At 60.4% G+C, this 19,795-nt stretch carries 20 protein-coding genes; 17 read left to right on the plus strand and 3 right to left on the minus strand.

Going from position 1 to position 19,795, the window contains the following annotated elements; genetic code table 11:
* Window positions 1–65 precede the first annotated feature (65 nt).
* The 17 genes from iscU (at window position 66) to V6F91_RS16490 (ending at window position 15,255) form a co-directional block, all read left to right on the plus strand.
* Window positions 66–452 (plus strand): Fe-S cluster assembly scaffold IscU, encoded by a 387-nt coding sequence (gene iscU, locus V6F91_RS16410; RefSeq protein WP_003227907.1) that lies wholly within the window; start codon window positions 66–68, stop codon window positions 450–452.
* A 34-nt stretch (window positions 453–486) separates the two neighbouring features.
* Complete coding sequence (gene iscA / locus V6F91_RS16415) at window positions 487–810, plus strand: iron-sulfur cluster assembly protein IscA (protein WP_010565230.1); 324 nt, start codon at window positions 487–489, stop codon at window positions 808–810.
* 8 nt (window positions 811–818) lie between these two features.
* Entirely contained in the window at window positions 819–1,340 is a 522-nt protein-coding gene (hscB, locus tag V6F91_RS16420) for a co-chaperone HscB (RefSeq protein ID WP_016773325.1), read from the plus strand.
* Between the two features lie 51 nt (window positions 1,341–1,391).
* On the plus strand, window positions 1,392–3,257 hold the full coding sequence (gene hscA, locus V6F91_RS16425) for a Fe-S protein assembly chaperone HscA (RefSeq protein WP_332766172.1): 1,866 nt from the start codon (window positions 1,392–1,394) through the stop codon (window positions 3,255–3,257).
* Window positions 3,257–3,598, plus strand: coding sequence for an ISC system 2Fe-2S type ferredoxin (gene fdx / locus V6F91_RS16430; protein ID WP_016773327.1), 342 nt, complete (start codon window positions 3,257–3,259; stop codon window positions 3,596–3,598). Before hscA ends, fdx begins: the two co-directional genes overlap by 1 nt.
* A 14-nt stretch (window positions 3,599–3,612) precedes the next feature.
* Window positions 3,613–3,813, plus strand: a complete 201-nt coding sequence (iscX, locus tag V6F91_RS16435; RefSeq protein WP_186619866.1) for a Fe-S cluster assembly protein IscX — start codon at window positions 3,613–3,615, stop codon at window positions 3,811–3,813.
* Window positions 3,814–3,900: 87 nt separating this feature from the next.
* Window positions 3,901–4,326, plus strand: coding sequence for a nucleoside-diphosphate kinase (ndk, locus tag V6F91_RS16440; protein ID WP_024014216.1), 426 nt, complete (start codon window positions 3,901–3,903; stop codon window positions 4,324–4,326).
* Window positions 4,327–4,354: 28 nt separating this feature from the next.
* A complete protein-coding gene (gene rlmN, locus V6F91_RS16445) occupies window positions 4,355–5,503 on the plus strand; it encodes a 23S rRNA (adenine(2503)-C(2))-methyltransferase RlmN (RefSeq protein WP_090286031.1) in 1,149 nt (382 codons plus the stop codon).
* 12 nt (window positions 5,504–5,515) lie between these two features.
* Window positions 5,516–6,274 (plus strand): type IV pilus biogenesis/stability protein PilW, encoded by a 759-nt coding sequence (gene pilW / locus V6F91_RS16450; RefSeq protein WP_332766179.1) that lies wholly within the window; start codon window positions 5,516–5,518, stop codon window positions 6,272–6,274.
* A complete protein-coding gene (locus V6F91_RS16455; protein ID WP_332766181.1) occupies window positions 6,274–7,314 on the plus strand; it encodes a RodZ family helix-turn-helix domain-containing protein in 1,041 nt (346 codons plus the stop codon). The genes pilW and V6F91_RS16455 overlap by 1 nt, the downstream gene beginning before the upstream one ends.
* A gap of 3 nt (window positions 7,315–7,317) precedes the next feature.
* Window positions 7,318–8,427 (plus strand): flavodoxin-dependent (E)-4-hydroxy-3-methylbut-2-enyl-diphosphate synthase, encoded by a 1,110-nt coding sequence (ispG, locus tag V6F91_RS16460; RefSeq protein ID WP_090286025.1) that lies wholly within the window; start codon window positions 7,318–7,320, stop codon window positions 8,425–8,427.
* Between the two features lie 22 nt (window positions 8,428–8,449).
* Window positions 8,450–9,739, plus strand: a complete 1,290-nt coding sequence (gene hisS, locus V6F91_RS16465; protein WP_203419386.1) for a histidine--tRNA ligase — start codon at window positions 8,450–8,452, stop codon at window positions 9,737–9,739.
* 41 nt (window positions 9,740–9,780) lie between these two features.
* The gene (locus tag V6F91_RS16470) at window positions 9,781–10,422 is read left to right on the plus strand and encodes a tetratricopeptide repeat protein (protein ID WP_090286019.1); all 642 of its coding nucleotides are present in this window, start codon (window positions 9,781–9,783) and stop codon (window positions 10,420–10,422) included.
* Entirely contained in the window at window positions 10,415–11,566 is a 1,152-nt protein-coding gene (gene bamB, locus V6F91_RS16475; protein ID WP_208939869.1) for an outer membrane protein assembly factor BamB, read from the plus strand. The genes V6F91_RS16470 and bamB overlap by 8 nt, the downstream gene beginning before the upstream one ends.
* 136 nt (window positions 11,567–11,702) lie before the next feature.
* On the plus strand, window positions 11,703–13,175 hold the full coding sequence (gene der / locus V6F91_RS16480) for a ribosome biogenesis GTPase Der (RefSeq protein ID WP_090286015.1): 1,473 nt from the start codon (window positions 11,703–11,705) through the stop codon (window positions 13,173–13,175).
* Between the two features lie 152 nt (window positions 13,176–13,327).
* Window positions 13,328–14,476 carry a pyridoxal phosphate-dependent aminotransferase gene (locus V6F91_RS16485; RefSeq protein WP_332766187.1) on the plus strand — a complete coding sequence of 383 codons (1,149 nt, stop codon included), beginning with the start codon at window positions 13,328–13,330 and terminating at the stop codon, window positions 14,474–14,476.
* Window positions 14,464–15,255: an amidohydrolase gene (locus V6F91_RS16490; protein ID WP_332766189.1), complete on the plus strand. Its 792-nt coding sequence runs from the start codon at window positions 14,464–14,466 to the stop codon at window positions 15,253–15,255. The genes V6F91_RS16485 and V6F91_RS16490 overlap by 13 nt, the downstream gene beginning before the upstream one ends.
* Before the next feature lie 176 nt (window positions 15,256–15,431).
* On the opposite strand, the gene leuA is transcribed toward V6F91_RS16490, so the two are convergent.
* The 3 genes from leuA to xseA form a co-directional block, all read right to left on the minus strand.
* The gene (gene leuA / locus V6F91_RS16495) at window positions 15,432–17,111 is read right to left on the minus strand and encodes a 2-isopropylmalate synthase (protein ID WP_332766191.1); all 1,680 of its coding nucleotides are present in this window, start codon (window positions 17,109–17,111) and stop codon (window positions 15,432–15,434) included.
* 463 nt (window positions 17,112–17,574) lie between these two features.
* Window positions 17,575–18,396, minus strand: a complete 822-nt coding sequence (locus tag V6F91_RS16500) for a peptidoglycan DD-metalloendopeptidase family protein (RefSeq protein ID WP_332766193.1) — start codon at window positions 18,394–18,396, stop codon at window positions 17,575–17,577.
* Between the two features lie 3 nt (window positions 18,397–18,399).
* Window positions 18,400–19,779 carry an exodeoxyribonuclease VII large subunit gene (gene xseA / locus V6F91_RS16505; protein WP_332766195.1) on the minus strand — a complete coding sequence of 460 codons (1,380 nt, stop codon included), beginning with the start codon at window positions 19,777–19,779 and terminating at the stop codon, window positions 18,400–18,402.
* Window positions 19,780–19,795 lie beyond the last annotated feature (16 nt).

Here is a 19,795-nt window from a genome sequence, read left to right on the forward strand (position 1 = left end):
CGGCGGTTCACGCAGCGCAGTTGCAGGGTCTCAAGAGCGGCCCTGATGAGTGAGGATTGAGAATCATGGCTTACAGCGAAAAGGTCATCGACCACTACGAAAACCCGCGCAACGTCGGCAAGATGAACGCGGAAGACCCTGATGTCGGCACCGGTATGGTCGGCGCTCCGGCGTGCGGCGACGTGATGCGTCTGCAAATCAAGGTCAACGATCAGGGCGTTATCGAAGACGCCAAGTTCAAAACCTACGGCTGCGGTTCGGCCATCGCTTCCAGCTCCCTCGCTACCGAGTGGATGAAGGGCAAGACCCTGGACGAAGCCGAAACCATCAAGAACACTCAGCTGGCCGAAGAACTGGCCCTGCCGCCAGTGAAAATCCACTGTTCGGTACTGGCTGAAGACGCTATCAAAGCGGCTGTTCGCGATTACAAGCAGAAGAAAGGCTTGATCTGACTTTCTGGATCTGGCGACGAGTAAGGAGTCAACGATGGCTATCAGCATGACAGAAGCGGCTGCTCGACACGTGCGGCGCTCCCTCGACGGGCGCGGCAAAGGTGAAGGGATTCGTCTGGGTGTTCGCACCACGGGCTGTTCCGGCCTTGCCTACGTGCTGGAGTTTGTCGACGAGGTGGTTGCGGAAGATCAGGTGTTCGAGAGTCACGGCGAAAAAGTGATCATCGACCCGAAAAGCCTGACCTACCTGGACGGCACCGAGCTCGATTTCGTCAAGGAAGGGTTGAACGAAGGCTTCAAGTTCAACAACCCCAACGTACGCGGTGAATGTGGCTGCGGCGAAAGCTTCAACATCTGAGGCTTGTCGTGGGTATTCCTTGTCATTTCGCTTTATTCGAGCTGCAACCGAGCTTCCGTCTGGATCTCGAGCAGTTAGCCACGCGCTACCGTGAGTTGGCGCGCGGTGTTCACCCTGACCGCTTTGCCGATGCTTCCGAGCGCGAGCAGCGTTCTGCGCTCGAGCAGTCGGCACGGCTCAACGACGCCTACCAGACGCTCAAGAGCCCGGCCCAGCGCGCACGCTACCTGCTGAAAATCAGCGGGCATGAAGTGCCGATGGAAGTTACCGTCCATGATCCCGAGTTTCTTCTGCAGCAGATGCAATGGCGCGAAGAGCTCGAAGATTTGCAGGACAGTGCCGATCTCGACGGTGTCGCGGTATTCAAGCGTCGCCTCAAGGCCGCTCAGGAACAGCTCAACGAAAGCTTCGCAGCCTGTTGGGATGATGCAGCGCAACGCGAGCAGGCTGAACGCCTGATGCGGCGCATGCAGTTCCTCGACAAGCTCACCTACGAAGTGCGCCAGCTAGAAGAGCGCCTCGACGATTAACCCAGTGCTGCCCTGATTGCACGCCTGATAGACAGACAAGACCTGATTACCATGGCTCTACTGCAAATCGCCGAACCCGGCCAAAGTCCTCAACCGCACCAGCGCCGTCTGGCTGTCGGCATCGACCTGGGCACTACCAATTCGCTCGTCGCTGCGTTGCGCAGCGGCGTCTCCGAACCGCTGGCTGACGCCAACGGGCAGGTTATTCTGCCGTCCGCTGTGCGTTATCACGCCGATCGCGTCGAAGTCGGCGAATCGGCCAAGCTGGCTGCCTCTTCCGATCCTTTGAACACCGTGCTGTCGGTCAAGCGCTTGATGGGTCGTGGTCTGTCCGACGTCAAGCAATTGGGCGAGCAGCTGCCGTACCGCTTTGTCGGCGGCGAATCGCACATGCCGTTCATCGACACCGTACAAGGCCCGAAAAGCCCGGTCGAAGTGTCCGCCGATATTCTCAAGGTCCTGCGTCAGCGTGCTGAAGCGACTCTGGGCGGCGAACTGGTCGGCGCGGTGATCACCGTTCCGGCGTATTTCGACGATGCTCAGCGCCAAGCCACCAAGGATGCGGCAAAACTGGCCGGTCTGAACGTGCTGCGTCTGCTCAACGAGCCGACTGCGGCCGCTGTGGCGTACGGGCTCGACCAGCACGCCGAAGGTCTGGTAGCTATTTACGACCTGGGCGGCGGCACTTTCGATATTTCGATTCTTCGATTGACCGGCGGTGTGTTCGAGGTTCTGGCCACGGGCGGCGACAGCGCGCTGGGCGGCGATGACTTCGATCACGCGATTGCCGGATGGATCATCGAGAGCGCCGGCCTGTCCGCTGATCTCGATCCGGGCGCGCAACGCAATCTGCTGCAAACCGCTTGCGCGGCCAAAGAAGCCCTGACCGATGCGGCCAGCGTTGAAGTGGCGTATGGCGACTGGAAAGCCCAACTGACTCGCGAGGCGTTCGATGCGCTGATCGAGCCAATGGTCGCACGCAGCCTGAAAGCCTGCCGTCGCGCCGTTCGCGATTCCGGTATCGAGCTGGAAGACGTGCATGCGGTGGTCATGGTCGGCGGTTCGACCCGTGTGCCACGTGTGCGCGAGGCCGTTGCCGAAGCGTTTGGTCGCCAGCCGCTGACAGAAATCGACCCGGATCAAGTGGTGGCCATCGGGGCCGCGATCCAGGCTGACACCTTGGCTGGTAACAAGCGCGACGGCGGTGAATTGCTGCTGCTTGATGTGATTCCGCTGTCTCTGGGGCTGGAAACCATGGGCGGCCTGATGGAGAAGGTAATTCCGCGTAACACCACCATTCCCGTCGCCCGCGCTCAGGATTTCACTACCTATAAAGACGGCCAGTCGGCCATGGCGATCCATGTGTTGCAGGGCGAGCGCGAGCTGATCAGCGACTGCCGTTCGCTGGCGCGCTTCGAATTGCGTGGCATTCCGGCGATGGTCGCCGGTGCAGCGAAGATTCGCGTGACTTTCCAGGTCGATGCCGACGGTCTGCTCAGCGTCTCCGCCCGCGAATTGGGTTCGGGTGTCGAGGCGAGCATTCAGGTCAAGCCGTCCTACGGTCTGACCGACGGCGAAATCGCCAAAATGCTCAAGGATTCGTTCCAGTACGCCGGTGACGACAAGGTCGCCCGCGTTCTGCGTGAGCAGCAAGTCGACGCCCAGCGCCTGCTCGAAGCGGTGCAGGGCGCTCTGGAAGCGGATGGCGAGCGCTTGCTCGACGCCGAAGAGCGCATGGTCATCGAACTGCAGATGCAGGAACTGGCCGAACTGATGAAAGGCACCGATGGTTATGCCATCGAGCAGCAGACCAAGCGTCTGTCGCAAGTGACCGATGCTTTTGCTGCCCGCCGCATGGATCAGACGGTCAAAGCCGCTCTGTCGGGGCGCAACCTGAATGAAATCGAGGATATCTGATGCCGCAGGTCATTTTTCTGCCCCACGAGAAGTTCTGCCCTGAAGGCATGGTGGTCGAGGCTGCGCCTGGCACATCGATTCTCGAACTGGCCCACGAACACCACATCGAGATGGAAAGTGCCTGCGGCGGCGTCTGCGCCTGCACCACTTGCCACTGCATCATCCGCGAGGGTTTCGACTCGCTGGAAGAGGCCGATGAGCTGGAAGAAGATTTCCTCGATCGTGCCTGGGGTCTGGAAGCGCAATCGCGTCTGGCCTGTCAGGCTATCGTTGGTGAGGAAGACCTCACCGTCGAAATTCCGAAATATTCGCTTAACCATGCGGCCGAAGCGCCGCACTGACTGGTAAGACTGTCATGAGCTACGGTTGGAATGATGTTCAACGCATTGCCGAAGAGCTGGCCGAGGCCCACGAGGGCGTCGATCCGTACTCGGTAGGTTTCGTCCGTCTGCAGCAGATGATCCTTGAGCTGCCTGACTTCGACAGCACTTCTGGCCGCGTCGGCGAGAAGGTGCTCGAAGCGGTTCAGGAGCTTTGGGCCGCAGAATTGGACTGATCGTCTCGCAGGTTAGGCAATACCCAAGAACCCGCGTATAATTCGCGGGTTTAATTTTTCGCAAATTACCGTTTCTGGAGTTACACCATGGCTGTTCAACGTACTTTCTCCATCATCAAGCCTGACGCCGTTGCTAAAAACGTGATCGGCAAGATCACCACTCGCTTCGAAGACGCTGGCCTGCGCGTTGTAGCTTCGAAACTGAAGCAACTGTCCAAAGCCGAAGCCGAAGGCTTCTACGCTGAGCACAGCGAGCGCGGTTTCTTCGGTGACCTGGTTGCTTTCATGACTTCCGGTCCGGTTGTCGTTCAGGTTCTGGAAGGCGAAAACGCCATCGCTCGCAACCGTGAGCTGATGGGCGCTACCAACCCTAAAGAAGCGGCTGCCGGCACCATCCGTGCTGACTTCGCCGAGTCGATCGACGCCAACGCCGTTCACGGTTCGGACTCCGAAGCCGCTGCTGCTCGCGAAATCGCTTACTTCTTCGCAGCTACTGAAGTAACCACTCGCTAAGCATTGGCTTAAGAGTGAAGGTGAATCCATGACGACATCGACTGTGAAAACCAACCTGCTGGGTCTGACCCAGCCGGAAATGGAAAAATTCTTCGACTCAATCGGGGAGAAGCGTTTCCGTGCCGGTCAGGTAATGAAATGGATTCACCACTTTGGCGTCGATGATTTCGACGCCATGACGAACGTCAGCAAGGCCTTGCGCGACAAGCTCAAGGCCATTGCCGAAGTGCGTGGTCCGGAAGTGGTCAGCGAGGACATCTCCAGCGACGGCACCCGTAAATGGGTGGTGCGCGTGGCGTCCGGCAGCTGCGTCGAGACCGTGTACATTCCCCAGGGCAAACGCGGCACGCTGTGCGTTTCGTCCCAGGCAGGCTGTGCCCTGGATTGCAGTTTCTGCTCCACCGGCAAGCAAGGCTTCAACAGCAACCTCACCGCCGCCGAAGTCATCGGTCAGGTGTGGATTGCCAACAAATCTTTCGGCAGCGTCCCGGCCACCGTCGACCGCGCCATCACCAACGTGGTGATGATGGGCATGGGCGAGCCGTTGCTGAATTTCGACAACGTCGTCGCCGCCATGCATCTGATGATGGATGACCTCGGCTACGGGATCTCCAAGCGCCGCGTGACCCTGTCCACTTCGGGCGTGGTGCCGATGATCGATGAGCTGGCCAAGCACATCGACGTGTCCCTGGCGTTGTCCCTGCACGCACCGAATGACGCATTGCGTAACCAATTGGTGCCGATCAACAAGAAATATCCGCTTAAGATGCTGCTCGAGTCGTGCCAGCGCTACATGTCCGCCCTCGGCGAGAAACGTGTGCTGACCATCGAGTACACCTTGCTCAAGGACGTCAATGACAAGCTTGAGCACGCGGTGGAAATGATCGAGTTGCTGAAAGACATCCCGTGCAAGATCAACCTGATTCCGTTCAACCCGTTCCCGCATTCCGGGTACGAGCGGCCAAGCAACAATGCCATTCGCCGCTTCCAGGATCAGTTGCATCAGGCCGGTTTCAACGTCACCGTACGCACCACCCGTGGTGAAGACATCGACGCTGCATGTGGTCAATTGGTAGGGCAGGTGCTGGATCGCACCCGTCGCAGTGAACGTTATATCGCTGTGCGTGAGTTGAGCGCCGACAGCGATCTGGCTCAGAACGCCACGAACACTCACTAAGAGAGGATCTCTATGTCCCTGCGCTTTGCGCTGCTGTTGCTGTTGGCCAGCCTGTGTGCTGGTTGTGTCCTGTCGGGTGACTACAACCCGATGAAGACCAGCAAGGGCCGCGATGAAGCGCGGGCTGCCTACGTGCAGTTGGGTCTGGGTTACCTGCAGCAGGGCATGACCGAACGGGCCAAGGTGCCATTGAAAAAGGCACTGGAACTCGACAACTCCGATCCTGACGCCAACGCCGCGCTCGGTCTGGTGTTTCAGTCTGAGATGGAACCTCAACTGGCCGACGAGCACTTTCGCAAAGCCTTGTCCTCGCGTCCCGCCGATGCGCGCATTCTCAACAACTACGGCAGTTTTCTCTACGAAGAGCAGCGTTATAAAGAAGCCTACGAGCGATTTGAACAGGCCGCTGCCGATACCCTGTATCCTGAACGTTCGCGGGTGTTCGAGAACCTCGGCATGACTGCGGCGAAGCTGGGGCAGCGCGATCTGGCGCAGCAGCAACTGGAAAAAGCCCTGCGTTTGAACCGTCAACAACCGCGCGCGCTGCTGGAAATGGCTGAGTTGTCCTTCGAAGACAGGCATTATGTGCCCGCGCGTGACTTTTACGACCGTTTCAGCCAGTTGACCGAACAGAATGCACGTAGTCTATTGCTCGGCGTTCGGCTGGCAAAAGTGTTTGAAGATCGCGACAAGGCCGCCAGTTACGGCCTGCAATTAAAACGACTCTATCCCGGTACGCCGGAATATCAGCAATACCTGTCGGAGCAATGATGAAAGCGGCGCATCCCGAAGTTGTAGCAGCGAATCGCGTAAACCCCGGTGAGACCCTGCGCCAGGCCCGCGAAAGCAATGGCTGGTCGCTGGCCGAAGTGGCCCTCAAGCTCAACCTCACCGTGACTTCCCTGAGCAATCTTGAAGCCGGCGCATTCGACAAACTGCCGGGGCATACCTTCGCCCGCGGTTACATCCGCGCCTATGCCAAATTGCTCGGCATGGACCAGAGCGTACTGGTCCAGCAATTCGACCAGTCCACCGGCACCGATTCCCAAGGCAGCAACGTTCACGCCCTCGGTCGTATCGAAGAGCCGGTGCGGGTTTCACACACCATTTTGCGTATCGTCAGCCTGCTGTTGCTGATCGCGGTCATCGGCGGCGGCTTCGTCTGGTGGCAGGATCAGACCTCGCTGCGCACCAAGGATCTGGCCGCTCTGACGCCGGAACACGTCGAAGTCGAAGGCGCGGACGGCACCACGCAGATTCATCCGATCGACGAGCCGGAAGACCAGGCTGTCGAAGAGAATCAGGCCGACAGCTCGACCGCACTGGCGCTGCCACAATCGGAAACCAGCGCCGAATCGACCGGTGCCGAAGCCCCTGCGCCGGCCACCGTGCCAGCAGCACCGGCGGCTCCAAGCGTCGCGCCGACCGCTCCAGCTCATACCCCGGCGCCAACCGTTGCCGCGCCCGCCGTTCCGGCGCCGAACGTCGCAACGCCGGCGCCAACCGTCGCCGCTCCAACCGCGCCTGCTGCACCCGCGGCCAGCCCTGAAGCGGTTGCCCCGGTCGCCGGCGAAGGTCAGGTCCAGTTGCAGTTCAGCGCCGATTGCTGGGCGCAGGTGACCGACGGCCGTGGCAAGGTGATTTTCAGCGGTCTGAAACATAAAGGCGACAGCGTGACCGTGGCCGGCAAGCCGCCGCTCAACGTTCGTCTGGGTGTCGCTCGCGCCGCACAGGTCAGCTACAACGGCCAGCCGGTCGACATCGCTCCGTTCACCAGTGGCGAGACTGCTCGCCTGAAGTTGGGTCAATAAGTCATGCACGGCGAATCTCCAATCAAACGTCGCGTTTCGCGCAAGATCTGGGTCGGCAACGTACCGGTGGGCGGCGACGCGCCGATCGCGGTGCAGAGCATGACCAACAGCGACACCAATGACGTCGCCGCCACCGTTGCGCAGATCAACCGTCTGGAAGCTGCCGGCGTCGATATCGTCCGCGTTTCGGTGCCGGACATGGACGCCGCTGAGGCGTTCGGCAAGATCAAGCAGCTGGTCAAGGTGCCGCTGGTTGCCGATATTCACTTCGATTACCGCATTGCCTTGCGCGTGGCCGAACTGGGTGTGGACTGCCTGCGCATCAACCCGGGCAACATCGGTCGCGAAGATCGTGTGCGTGCGGTAGTCGATGCAGCGCGTGATCGCGGCATTCCGATCCGCATCGGGGTCAACGCCGGCTCGCTGGAAAAAGACCTGCAAAAGAAATACGGCGAGCCGACGCCGGCGGCGCTGGTTGAATCTGCCTTGCGTCACGTTGAACACCTCGAGCGCCTGAATTTCCAGGACTTCAAGGTCAGCGTGAAGGCCTCCGACGTGTTCATGGCCGTCGAAGCCTACCGCCTGCTGGCGAAAGAAATCGTCCAGCCGCTGCACCTGGGTATCACCGAAGCCGGTGGATTGCGTTCGGGCACAGTGAAATCTGCCGTCGGCCTAGGTATGCTGCTCGCCGAAGGGATTGGCGATACTATCCGCATCTCGCTGGCGGCCGACCCGGTCGAGGAAGTGAAGGTCGGGTACGACATTCTCAAGTCTTTGCATCTGCGTTCCCGTGGCATCAACTTCATCGCCTGCCCGAGCTGCTCGCGGCAGAACTTCGATGTGGTGAAAACCATGAACGAGCTGGAAGGGCGCCTTGAAGACCTGCTGGTGCCGCTGGATGTCGCGGTGATCGGTTGCGTGGTCAACGGCCCCGGCGAAGCCAAGGAAGCCCATATCGGCTTGACCGGCGGCACGCCAAACCTGATTTACATCGATGGCAAGCCGTCGCAGAAATTGACGAATGACAATCTGGTGGATGAGCTGGAACGGCTGATCCGCGAGAAAGCGGCCGAGAAGGTCGAAGCTGACGCAGCGGTTATCGCGCGCGGCTGATCGAACGAATTAAGGAATTTTTGTGAGCAAGTCTCTGCAAGCCATTCGTGGCATGAACGACATCCTGCCCGAACAGACCCCGCTGTGGCGTTATTTCGAGGGCACTGTTGCGCGTCTGCTGGACAACTACGGTTACAAGCAGATCCGCATGCCGATCGTCGAGTTCACCGAGCTGTTCAAGCGCTCGATCGGTGAAGTGACCGATATCGTCGAAAAAGAGATGTACACCTTCGAAGACCGCAACGGCGATTCGCTGACCTTGCGTCCGGAAGGTACGGCGGCGTGCGTGCGTGCAGTGCTCGAGCACGGCATTACTGGCGGCGGTCAGGTGCAGAAGCTCTGGTACATCGGCCCGATGTTCCGCCACGAGCGCCCGCAAAAAGGCCGTTATCGTCAGTTCCACCAGATCGGTCTGGAGGTGTTCAACCTCGACGGTCCGGACATTGACGCCGAACTGATCATCATGACCTGGCGCCTGTGGGGCGAGCTGGGTATCCGTGATGCGGTCAAACTCGAACTCAACAGCCTCGGCACCAGCGAGTCCCGCGGGCGTTATCGTGAAGCGCTGGTCGAGTATCTCTCGGCGCACCACGACAAGCTCGACGAAGACAGCCAGCGCCGCCTGAAAACCAATCCGCTGCGCGTGCTCGACACCAAGAACGCCGACACTCAGGCGGTACTGGTCGATGCGCCGAAAATGGCCGACTACCTCGATGACGAGTCCCGTGCTCACTTCGAAGGGCTGAAGGCGCGGCTCGACGCGGTGGGCATTCCGTACGTGCTCAACCCGAAACTGGTACGCGGCCTCGATTACTACAGCAAAACCGTTTTCGAATGGGTCACCGACAAACTCGGCGCCCAGGGCACCGTGTGCGCGGGCGGCCGTTACGACGGTCTGGTCGAGCAGATGGGTGGCAAGCCGACCACCGGCGTCGGTTTTGCCATGGGCATTGAACGTCTGGTGCTGATGCTCGAGACCCTTGAGCAGATCCCGGCAGAAATCTCCCGTCAGGTCGACGTCTACCTGTGCGCCTTCGGTGAGCAGGCGGAGCTGGCCGGTCTGGCCCTGGCCGAGCGGGTTCGCGATCAGCTTCCAAACCTGCGCCTGCAAGTCAATGCCGGCGCCGGCAGCTTCAAGAGCCAGTTCAAGAAAGCCGACAAGAGCGGTGCGCTGTACGCACTGATCCTCGGTGACGACGAGATGGCCCAGCAAGTGGTAGGTTTCAAACCCCTGCGTGGCCAGGGCGAACAACAAAGCATTGCCTGGGATGCGCTCGCCGCTCACCTGGCCACCTGCGTCGTGCAGGGTTGAAGCTGTCTTAACAGCCGATTTAGCGATTAAGGAGTATTGGGGTGTCGAGTACCGAAGACGAACAGTTGGCGGATTTGAAGGACTGGTGGACACGCAACGGCAAACCTCTGGTCACCGGCGGCCTGTTGGCGCTGGTCATCGTGTTCGGCTGGCAGGCTTATCACAAGTATCAGAGCAACCAGTCGCAAGGCGCCTCGGTGCTCTATCAGCAACTGCTGGAAACTACCCTGACGCCTGACGGCAAGCCAGACGCGGCGCGCGTTGCCGATCTGGCCGGCAAGCTCAACAGCGAATTCGGCGGTTCTGCCTATGCGCAGTACGGCAGCCTGTTCGTCGCCAAGGTCGCGGTTGACAGCGGCAAGCTGGACGACGCAGCCACCGAGCTGAAAGCCATCGTCGACAAACCGGCCAACCCGGCGCTGGGCGAGATCGCCCGTCAGCGTCTGGCGCAGGTGCTGGGTGCGCAGGACAAGACCGAAGACGCCCTGAAACTGCTCGACGGCGATGCCGACAAAGCGTTCCTGGCCACTCGCGAAGAACTCAAGGGCGACCTGCTGGTGAAGCTGGGCCGTACTGACGACGCGAACAAGGCGTATCAAAAAGCCAAGGCGGCACTGTCGGATGAAGCGGCAGTCGGTGGCCTTCAAATCAAGCTCGACGACCTGGCCAAAGGGGATGCGTGACGTGATCCGTTGGAAGCATGCAGCATTGCTGGCTCTGGCCCTTCTGGCCGCGGGTTGCAGCAGCAACAGCAAGAAAGAATTGCCACCGGCTGAACTGACCGACTTCAAAGAAGAAGTGGTTCTGCAAAAGCAGTGGAGTCGTTCGATCGGTGACGGTCAGGGCGAAACCTACAACATGCTGGTGCCGGCGATCGATGGTGACACCATCTACGCCGCTGATGTCACCGGCGTGGTCATGGCCATGGATCGCAGCAATGGCGACGTGAAATGGAAACAGGACCTTGAACTGCCAGTTTCCGGCGCCGTTGGCGTTGGTTACGGTCTGGTGTTGATCGGCACCCTGCGTGGCGAAGTCGTCGCTCTGGACACCAGCAACGGTGAAGAGAAGTGGCGTGCTCGCGTCAACAGCGAAGTCCTCGCGCCGCCGGCCAACAACGGTGATGTGGTGGTGGTGCAGACCCAGGACGATCGTCTGATCGGTCTGGACGCCTCTACCGGCAACCAGCGTTGGGTATATGACAGCACGCCGGCGGTACTGACCCTGCGGGGCACCAGTGCACCGCTGGTGACCAACCGCCTCGCGCTGGCTGGCCTGTCGACCGGTAAAGTGGTCGCCCTGGACATTTCCAACGGCGTGCCGGTGTGGGAACAGCGCATCGCCATTCCACAGGGTCGTTCGGAACTGGAGCGCGTGGTCGACATCGACGGCGGTCTGCTGCTGTCCGGCGGCACGCTGTACGTGGCCAGCTATCAGGGTCGCGTCGCGGCACTGGACGTGGAAAGCGGTCGTCAACTCTGGCAGCGCGATGCCTCGAGCTACGCCGGTATCGCTCAGGGTTTCGGCAGCGTCTACGTGAGCCTGTCCTCGGGCACCGTTGAAGGCGTCGATGAGCGTTCCACCACCGCGTTGTGGAGCAACGATGCGCTGGCTCGCCGTCAGCTGTCGGCTCCGGAAGTGTTCTCCAGCTATGTTGCAGTGGGTGACCTGGAAGGTTATCTGCACCTGCTGAGTCAGGTTGACGGTCGTTTCGTCGGCCGTGAGCGCATCGACAGCGACGGCCTGCGTGCCCGTCCGCTGGTGGTGGGTGACACGATTTATGTGTATGGCAACAGCGGCAAACTGGAAGCCCTGACCATCAAGTAACAACTATGCTTGGGGTTAACCCCCCAGGCGGCCCCAGATTCATGGGGCTTGCAGCGCTATCAGGCGTTGCCCCGAGCACCAGCCGCTGCCTCGCAGCGGCTTTTGTATTTTCTGAAATAACGAAGTGGAGAGCCGCATGGTTCCCGTAATCGCCCTGGTGGGCCGACCGAACGTCGGCAAGTCCACCTTGTTCAACCGCCTGACTCGGACTCGCGACGCCATCGTCGGCGACCTGTCCGGTCTGACCCGTGATCGCCAGTACGGTGAGGCCAAGTGGCAAGGGCGTTCCTACATTCTGATCGACACCGGCGGTATCTCCGGTGACGAACATGGTATGGACGAAAAAATGGCCGAGCAGTCGCTGCTGGCCATTGAAGAAGCAGACGTTGTGCTGTTCCTGGTAGATGCCAAGGCCGGTTTCACCGCCGCCGACCAGATGATCGCCGAGCACCTGCGCAAACGTAACAAGCGTTCCCACGTGGTTGCCAACAAGGTCGACAACATCGATCCGGAAATGGCCCGCGCCGAATTCGCCCCGCTGGGCATGGGCCACGCGATCCCGATCGCCGGTGCTCACGGCCGTGGCATCACGCAGTTGCTCGAAGCCGCCCTGAGCGACTTCCCGCGTGATGATGACGAGCCGGCGGAAGGTGAAGAGGAAGAGATCGTTGCCGAAGGCGAGGAAGCCAAGCGCATTCCTGGCCCGAGCGAAAAAGACGGGATCAAGATCGCCATCATTGGCCGTCCGAACGTCGGTAAATCGACCCTGGTCAACCGCATGCTCGGTGAAGACCGAGTCATCGTGTATGACCAGCCAGGCACGACCCGCGACAGTATCTACATTCCGTTTGAACGAAATGAAGAGAAGTACACGCTGATCGACACCGCCGGTGTCCGCAAGCGCGGCAAGATCCACGAAGAAGTCGAAAAATTCTCCGTGGTCAAAACCCTGCAGGCGATCAAAGACGCCAACGTGGTGATCTTCGTCATGGACGCCCGCGAAGGTGTGGTCGATCACGACCTCAACCTGCTGGGCTTCGCCATCGAGTCGGGTCGTGCGCTGGTCATCGCGATCAACAAGTGGGACGGCATGACGCCGAGCGAGCGCGACTTCGTCAAGGTCGAGCTGCAACGTCGACTGTTCTTCGTTGACTACGCTGACATCCACTTCATCTCGGCACTGCACGGCACCGGCGTGGGCAACCTCTACGCTTCCGTACAGAACTCGTTCAAATCCGCTGTCACCCGCTGGCCGACCAACCGTCTGACCCAGATTCTCGAAGATGCGGTAGGCGAGCATGCGCCTCCGATGGTCAACAACCGCCGGATCAAGCTGCGTTATGCGCACTTGGGTGGTGCCAACCCGCCGATCATCGTGATCCACGGTAACCAGATCGAGAAAGTGCCGAAGTCGTATGTGCGCTATCTGGAGAACACTTACCGCCGTGTGCTGAAGCTGGTCGGTACGCCGATCCGCATCGAGTTCAAGGGCGGCGAGAACCCGTACGAAGGCAACAAGAACACGCTGACCGACCGCCAGGTCAACAAGAAGCGTCGCTTGATGTCGCACAACAAGAAAGCCAGCAAGAAACGCCGCGACAAGAAATAAAAAAGCAGCTTCAAGTTTCGAGCTGCAAGCTTCAAGTAAAAGCGGTAAAGCAAAAAGGGCTCTGTAGGAGCCCTTTTTTGTGGGCGCGGGTTTTTGCTTGCAGCTTGCAGCTTGAGGCTTGAAACTTGCGTTTCACCTGCAAGGGGCCTCCGATGATCACCAGCAAGCTGCCGAATGTCGGCATCACCATTTTCACGCAGATGTCTCAGCTCGCGGCGCAGACCGGGGCGATCAACCTGTCTCAGGGTTTTCCGGATTTCGACGGCCCGCAGTCGCTGCGTGATGCAGTCGGTCGGCATATCGCCAGCGGCCATAACCAGTATTCGCCGATGACTGGCCTGCCGGCGCTGCGTCAGCAGATCGCCGCGAAAATTGCGCGCAGTTACGGCGCCACGGTCGATGCCGATCACGAAGTGACCGTGACGCCCGGTGCCACTCAAGCGATCTTCTGCGCCATTCAGGCGGTTATCCACAGTGGCGACGAAGTCATCGTTTTCGACCCGGCTTACGACAGTTATGAGCCGGCGGTGGAACTGGCCGGCGGTCGCTGCGTGCATGTGCAGTTGGGCCTGAAGGATTTTTCCATCGATTTCGATCAGCTCAGCGCAGCGCTGACGCCGCGCACGCGAATGATCATTCTCAACACCCCGCACAACCCGAGCGGCGCGCTGATCAGTCGCGCCGAACTGGATCAACTGGCCGCGTTGATTCGTGATCGCGACATCTATGTGATCAGTGACGAAGTCTACGAACACCTGGTATTTGACGGTGTGCCGCATGTCAGCGTGCTGGCTCACGAGGAGCTGTACCTGCGTGCGTTCGTGGTCAGTTCGTTCGGCAAGACCTATCACGTCACTGGCTGGAAAACCGGCTACGTCATCGCACCGCCAGCGCTCACTGCCGAGCTGCGCAAGGTGCATCAATACGTGAGCTTCTGCGGTGTCACGCCGCTGCAATACGCATTGGCCGACTACATGGCTGAGCACCCTGAACATGTCGAAGAACTGCCGGGTTTCTATCAGGCCAAGCGCGACCTGTTCTGCGACCTGCTGGCGCCGTCGCGCTTGCGTTTCACTCGGGTCACCGGTACCTATTTCCAACTGGTCGATTATTCGCAGATTCGCCCCGACCTGAACGACGTCGAGATGGCCCTGTGGATGACCCGCGAGCATGGCGTGGCAAGTATTCCGGTGTCGGTGTTCTACCAGAAACCACCGCAAGGCCAGCGCCTGGTGCGTTTGTGCTTTGCCAAGCGCGAGGAGACGCTGCGTGAAGCGGCGGCAAAACTATGCGTGATCTGAGTGCGTTACCCGATCTGAATCTGGCGCTAATCCAGACCAGCCTGGCCTGGCATGACCGCCAGGCCAACCTTGAGCATTTCGAGTCGCTACTGGAACAGGCGCGTGGCGCCGATCTTATTATCTTGCCGGAGATGTTCACTACCGGTTTTTCCATGGAATCGCAAACCCTCGCCGAAGCCGAGAACGGCCCGACCAGCAAGTGGCTGCGAGTACAAGCAGCGAAACTCGACGCGGTGATCACCGGCAGCGTGATCATTCAGGCCGCCGACGGTAGCCATCGCAACCGCCTGCTGTGGGCACGCCCTGACGGCGAGGTGCTGCATTACGACAAGCGTCATCTGTTCCGCATGGCCGGCGAACATAACCACTACACCCCCGGTGATCGTCAGGTGCAGTTCGAATTGAAAGGCTGGCGCATTCGCCCGCTGATTTGCTACGACCTGCGTTTCCCGGTGTGGAGCCGCGACGCCCAGGACACCGACCTGCTGCTGTACACCGCCAATTGGCCCGGTGCACGGCGTTTGCACTGGAATCGCCTGTTGCCGGCCCGGGCCATCGAAAACCTATGCTATGTGGCGGCGGTGAATCGGGTTGGCACCGATGGCAAAGGCTTCGCTTACACCGGCGACAGTCAGGTGCTGGATTTCCAGGGCGAGACGTTGCTGGCAGCGGGGGAGGCGGACGGCGTGTTCAAGGTGGTGCTGGAGGCGGCGCCGTTGGCCGCTTACCGCGAGCGGTTTCCGGCGAATCTGGATGCCGACACATTTGAGTTCACCTGATACTCGCAGCGCGCGTCAGGACGCCTTCGCGAGCAGGCTCGCTCCCACAGGTAAATGCATTCCAAATGTGGGAGCGAGCCTGCTCGCGAAGGGGCCATAAAAGTCAGCCAGATACCTGTAGGCAAAAAAAGGCCCCGCAGCTTTCACTCCGGGGCCTTTTGCATTTCAGCGGTCAATCAAGCCGCTTTCGCCTCTGGCTGGCTCAGCGAGCGGTTCAGTGCGCTGAACAGCGCCTTGAAGCTGGCCGTGGTGATGTTTTCATCGATCCCCACGCCGTGCACCGCACGTTCGCCGTTCACGCGCAGCTCGATGTAGGCCGCCGCTTTGGCGTTGGTGCCGGCGCCGATCGCGTGCTCGTTGTAGTCCATGATTTCCACCGGAACCGGCAGGCCGGCGACCAGTGCTTCCAGCGCACCGTTGCCCTTGCCGCGCCAGTGCAGGTTGGTTTCGCCCTGACCCTTGCTCGCCACTTCCACTTCGACGGCGCTGTTGCCGTTTTCTTCCTGCAGGCGATGGCTGACCAGTGCGTACGGGGTGTTGGCTTGCAGGTATTCGCTGATCAACAGCGAGTGAATCTGCTTGGCAGTCATTTCCAGGCCGAGACGGTCGGTTTCACGCTGCACCACTTGGCTGAACTCGATCTGCATGCGGCGCGGCAGGCTGATGCCGTATTCCTGCTCCAGCAAGTAGGCGATGCCGCCCTTGCCCGACTGGCTGTTGACGCGGATCACCGCCTCGTAGCTGCGGCCGATGTCGGCCGGGTCGATCGGCAAGTACGGGACTTCCCACAGAGCGTCGGGTTTCTGCTGGGAGAAGCCTTTGCGGATCGCATCCTGGTGCGAGCCGGAGAACGCGGTGTGGACCAGGTCGCCAACGTACGGGTGACGCGGGTGAACCTGAATCTGGTTGCACTCCTCGACGACTTTGCGCACGCCATCGATGTCGGAGAAATCCAGTTGCGGATCGAGGCCCTGGGTATACATGTTCAGCGCGACGGTGACGAGGTCGACGTTACCGGTGCGCTCGCCATTGCCGAACAGGCAGCCTTCGACACGATCGGCGCCGGCCATCAGGCCCAGCTCGGTGGCTGCGACGCCGGTGCCACGGTCGTTGTGCGTGTGCAGGCTGATGATCACACTGTCACGACGGTTGATGTTGCGGCCGAACCATTCGATCTGGTCGGCGTAGACGTTTGGCGTCGCGCATTCAACGGTGGCCGGCAGGTTGAGGATCATCTTGTGCTCGGGCGTCGGGTTCCACACCTCGATCACCGCGTCACAGACTTCCTTGGCGAACTCCAGTTCGGTAGCGCTGAAGGTTTCCGGCGAGTATTCGAAGGTCCACTCGGTCTCCGGCTGCATCGCTGCGTATTTGACGAACAGTTTGGCCGCATTGACCGCGATGGCCTTGATGCCGTCCTTGTCCTGATTGAACACGATACGGCGGAACGACGGCGAGGTGGCGTTGTACAGGTGAACGATGGCTTTTTTCGCCCCGCGCAGGGATTCGAAGGTGCGCTCGATCAGATCTTCACGGCCCTGGGTCAGCACCTGAATGGTGGTGTCATCCGGGATGTGGCCCTCTTCGATCAGGGTGCGCACAAAGTCAAAGTCGGTTTGCGAAGCCGCCGGGAACGACGCTTCGATTTCTTTCACGCCCACTTGAACCAGGGTTTTCCAGAAGCGCAGCTTTTTCGCCGCGTCCATCGGTTCGATCAGCGACTGGTTACCGTCACGCAGGTCGGAGCTGCACCAGATCGGCGCGGTGTCGATGGTCTTCGACGGCCAGGTGCGATCCGGCAGGTTGATGACGGGAAACGCGCGGTATTTCGAAGACGGGTCTTTGAGCATGCTCATCGGGAAATTCCTTGTTGTCTGGGCCGAAAAGAGGCGGCCTGCCGGTTGAACGATTGTTCTTGGAAAAGCGTAGGACGAGGCGCAGCGATTCAGCCTGGCAGTCGTGCGCTGACGAGGCACAGGCTGCGGTGCTGGCGAAGCTGAATGAGGGTGTGAGAGGTTTTCATGCCCTCAACCCTAACCGCGAGGGGGGAGGATGGCAAGCAGTCGAAAAAAATTGAGAGGAATTCTCGGAAAGCCGTGTTTTGCAGGAATTTATTGCGCTTAAGGCCTAGGAAGTTTTCGATGTTTGCGTGAGGCTAGATTGAGGCGCAATTGATTTTTTGAAAATTCATTGAGTATGGTGGTGTTTTATAGGCCGCCTTCGCGAGCAGGCTCGCTCCCACAGGGGATCTTTGTTGTGAATAAGATCCAGTGTGGGAGCGAGCCTGCTCGCGAAGAGGCCGGTCGCCTCAACACATATTCAAGGTTGGAAAGCGCCAATGAAAATCGCCGGATCCACCCGCGCATCATTCAGGCTGACATTCCAGTGCATGTGCGGTCCGGTCGCCCGGCCGGTCGCGCCAACCTTGCCGACCACTGCGCCACGCGCCAATTGGTCGCCGACCTTCACATCAATCTTCGACATATGGCAGAACATGCTGATAAAGCCTTGCCCATGGTCGACAAACACCGTGTTGCCATTGAAGAAGTAGTTACCGGTAAGGATCACCTTGCCCGCCGCCGGGGTCTTGATCGGCGTACCGGCCGGCACGGCGAAATCGAGACCGGCGTGAGGGTTGCGCTCTTCACCGTTGAAAAAGCGGCGCACGCCGAACTTGCTCGACAGCGGCCCGTTCACCGGTTTGTCCAGCAGCAGGTTGCTCGGCGTGTTCGGGCTGAAGCTGCGATAGGCCTTGATCTGCTCGGCCAGCTCACCCTCGATGCGTTTGAGGTTCGACTGGTCCGGGTTGACCTGCTGCTTGTTCTTCAGGGTGATGCGCTGCTCCGGGTATTTCTTGCTGCCCACGGTGAAGGGCAGAGTCCGGCCGCCGCTGCTGATCTGCTGCGCACCGGGTTTGACCGTCAGCGGCACGCCGACGATCGCCAGCCAGTTGTTCTGCTCTTTCACCACCAGCACCGGTTTGCCCTGATACGTGGCTTTCGGCGCTTGTGCTGCCGCGCCCAGATCCACCACGGCTACGCCGCCCGGCACCGGTTTGTTCAGCAGGCGAGTGATGTAACTGTCGGCGTGGGCATTGAAGGTCAGGCACAGCAACAGCAGCGGAGCGAGAAAGCGCGGCATGGATCAGTCCAGTAGAGAGAGGGTGACGGGCGTGAGGTGGTTGTCCTCGACACGCACTTGCAGTTCGCCTTCGCCCAGCTTGGCCTTGAGGCGCTGGCCGGTGTGGGTCTGCGCGGCGTCGCGGATCGCGTGGCCGCGCTCGTCGAGCAGAATGCTGTAGCCGCGACCGAGGGTTGCCAGCGGGCTGACCACATGCAGGGTCTGCATCTGGCTGTGCAGTTGCAGATGACGGTTTTTCAGGCCTTCACGCATGGCGCGGGGCAAGCGGTCGGCGAGACTGTCGAGACGCTGGCGCAGCATCGCCAACTGACGACCCGGATGTTGCCCGGCGAGGCGGGTTTCCAGACGGATCAGGCGCTCGCGGCGAGTATTGAGATGACGCTCGAACGCGCGGCGCATGCGCATGTCCAGATCATCCAGACGCTGCGCCTGTTGGCGCAAACGCTCGCCGGGATGCCGCAAGCGCCGGGCCATGCCTTCCAGGCGCAGACGGTCACGCATCAAGCGGTCGCGCATGCGCATCACCAGACGGCGATGCAGGCTTTCGACCTGACGGATCAAATGGCTCGAATCCGGCGCAAGCAGTTCGGCCGCGGCGGACGGCGTCGGCGCGCGCACGTCGGCAACAAAGTCGCTGATCGACACATCGGTTTCATGGCCGACTGCGCTGACGATCGGTGTGACGCAGGCATCGACAGCGCGCGCCACGGCTTCTTCGTTGAAGCACCAGAGGTCTTCCAGCGAACCGCCGCCACGGGCGAGGATCAGCGCGTCGAAACCGCGCGCGTCGGCCATTTTCAGCGCACGGACGATTTGCGCGGTGGCTTCGCGGCCCTGCACGGCGGTGGGAATCAAGGTCAACTGTATCTGCGGCGCGCGACGGCGGAACACACTGATGATGTCGCGAATCACCGCGCCAGTCGGCGAACTGATGATGCCGATGCGCTGCGGATGAGCCGGCAGCGGTACTTTGCGCTCGGCGCTGAACAGACCTTCGGCGCTGAGTTTTTCCTTCAGCGCATCGAAGGCCAGGCGCAACGCGCCGTCACCGGCCGGCTCCACGGTGTCGAGAATCAACTGATAGTCGCCACGGCCTTCGAACAGCGAGACCTTGCCGCGCACCTTGACCGCCAAACCGTCCTTCAGCGCCTGACGCACCCGCGCGGCGTTCTGCCGGAACAACGCGCAACGCACCTGGGCGCCGCTGTCCTTGAGGGTGAAATACACATGCCCCGACGCAGGGCGGGCAAGGTTGGAGATTTCGCCTTCGACCCAGATGTTGCTGAACACGTCTTCGAGCAACACCCGCGCGCGGCCGTTGAGCTGGCTGACGGTCAGGACTTCTCGGTCCAGGCCAAGTCTTGCAAAGGGATCTTTAATCATGGGGTGCAGTTTAAAG

Origin of the sequence: Pseudomonas koreensis, from assembly GCF_036668835.1 — a bacterium.
Taxonomy (GTDB): domain Bacteria; phylum Pseudomonadota; class Gammaproteobacteria; order Pseudomonadales; family Pseudomonadaceae; genus Aquipseudomonas; species Aquipseudomonas koreensis_I.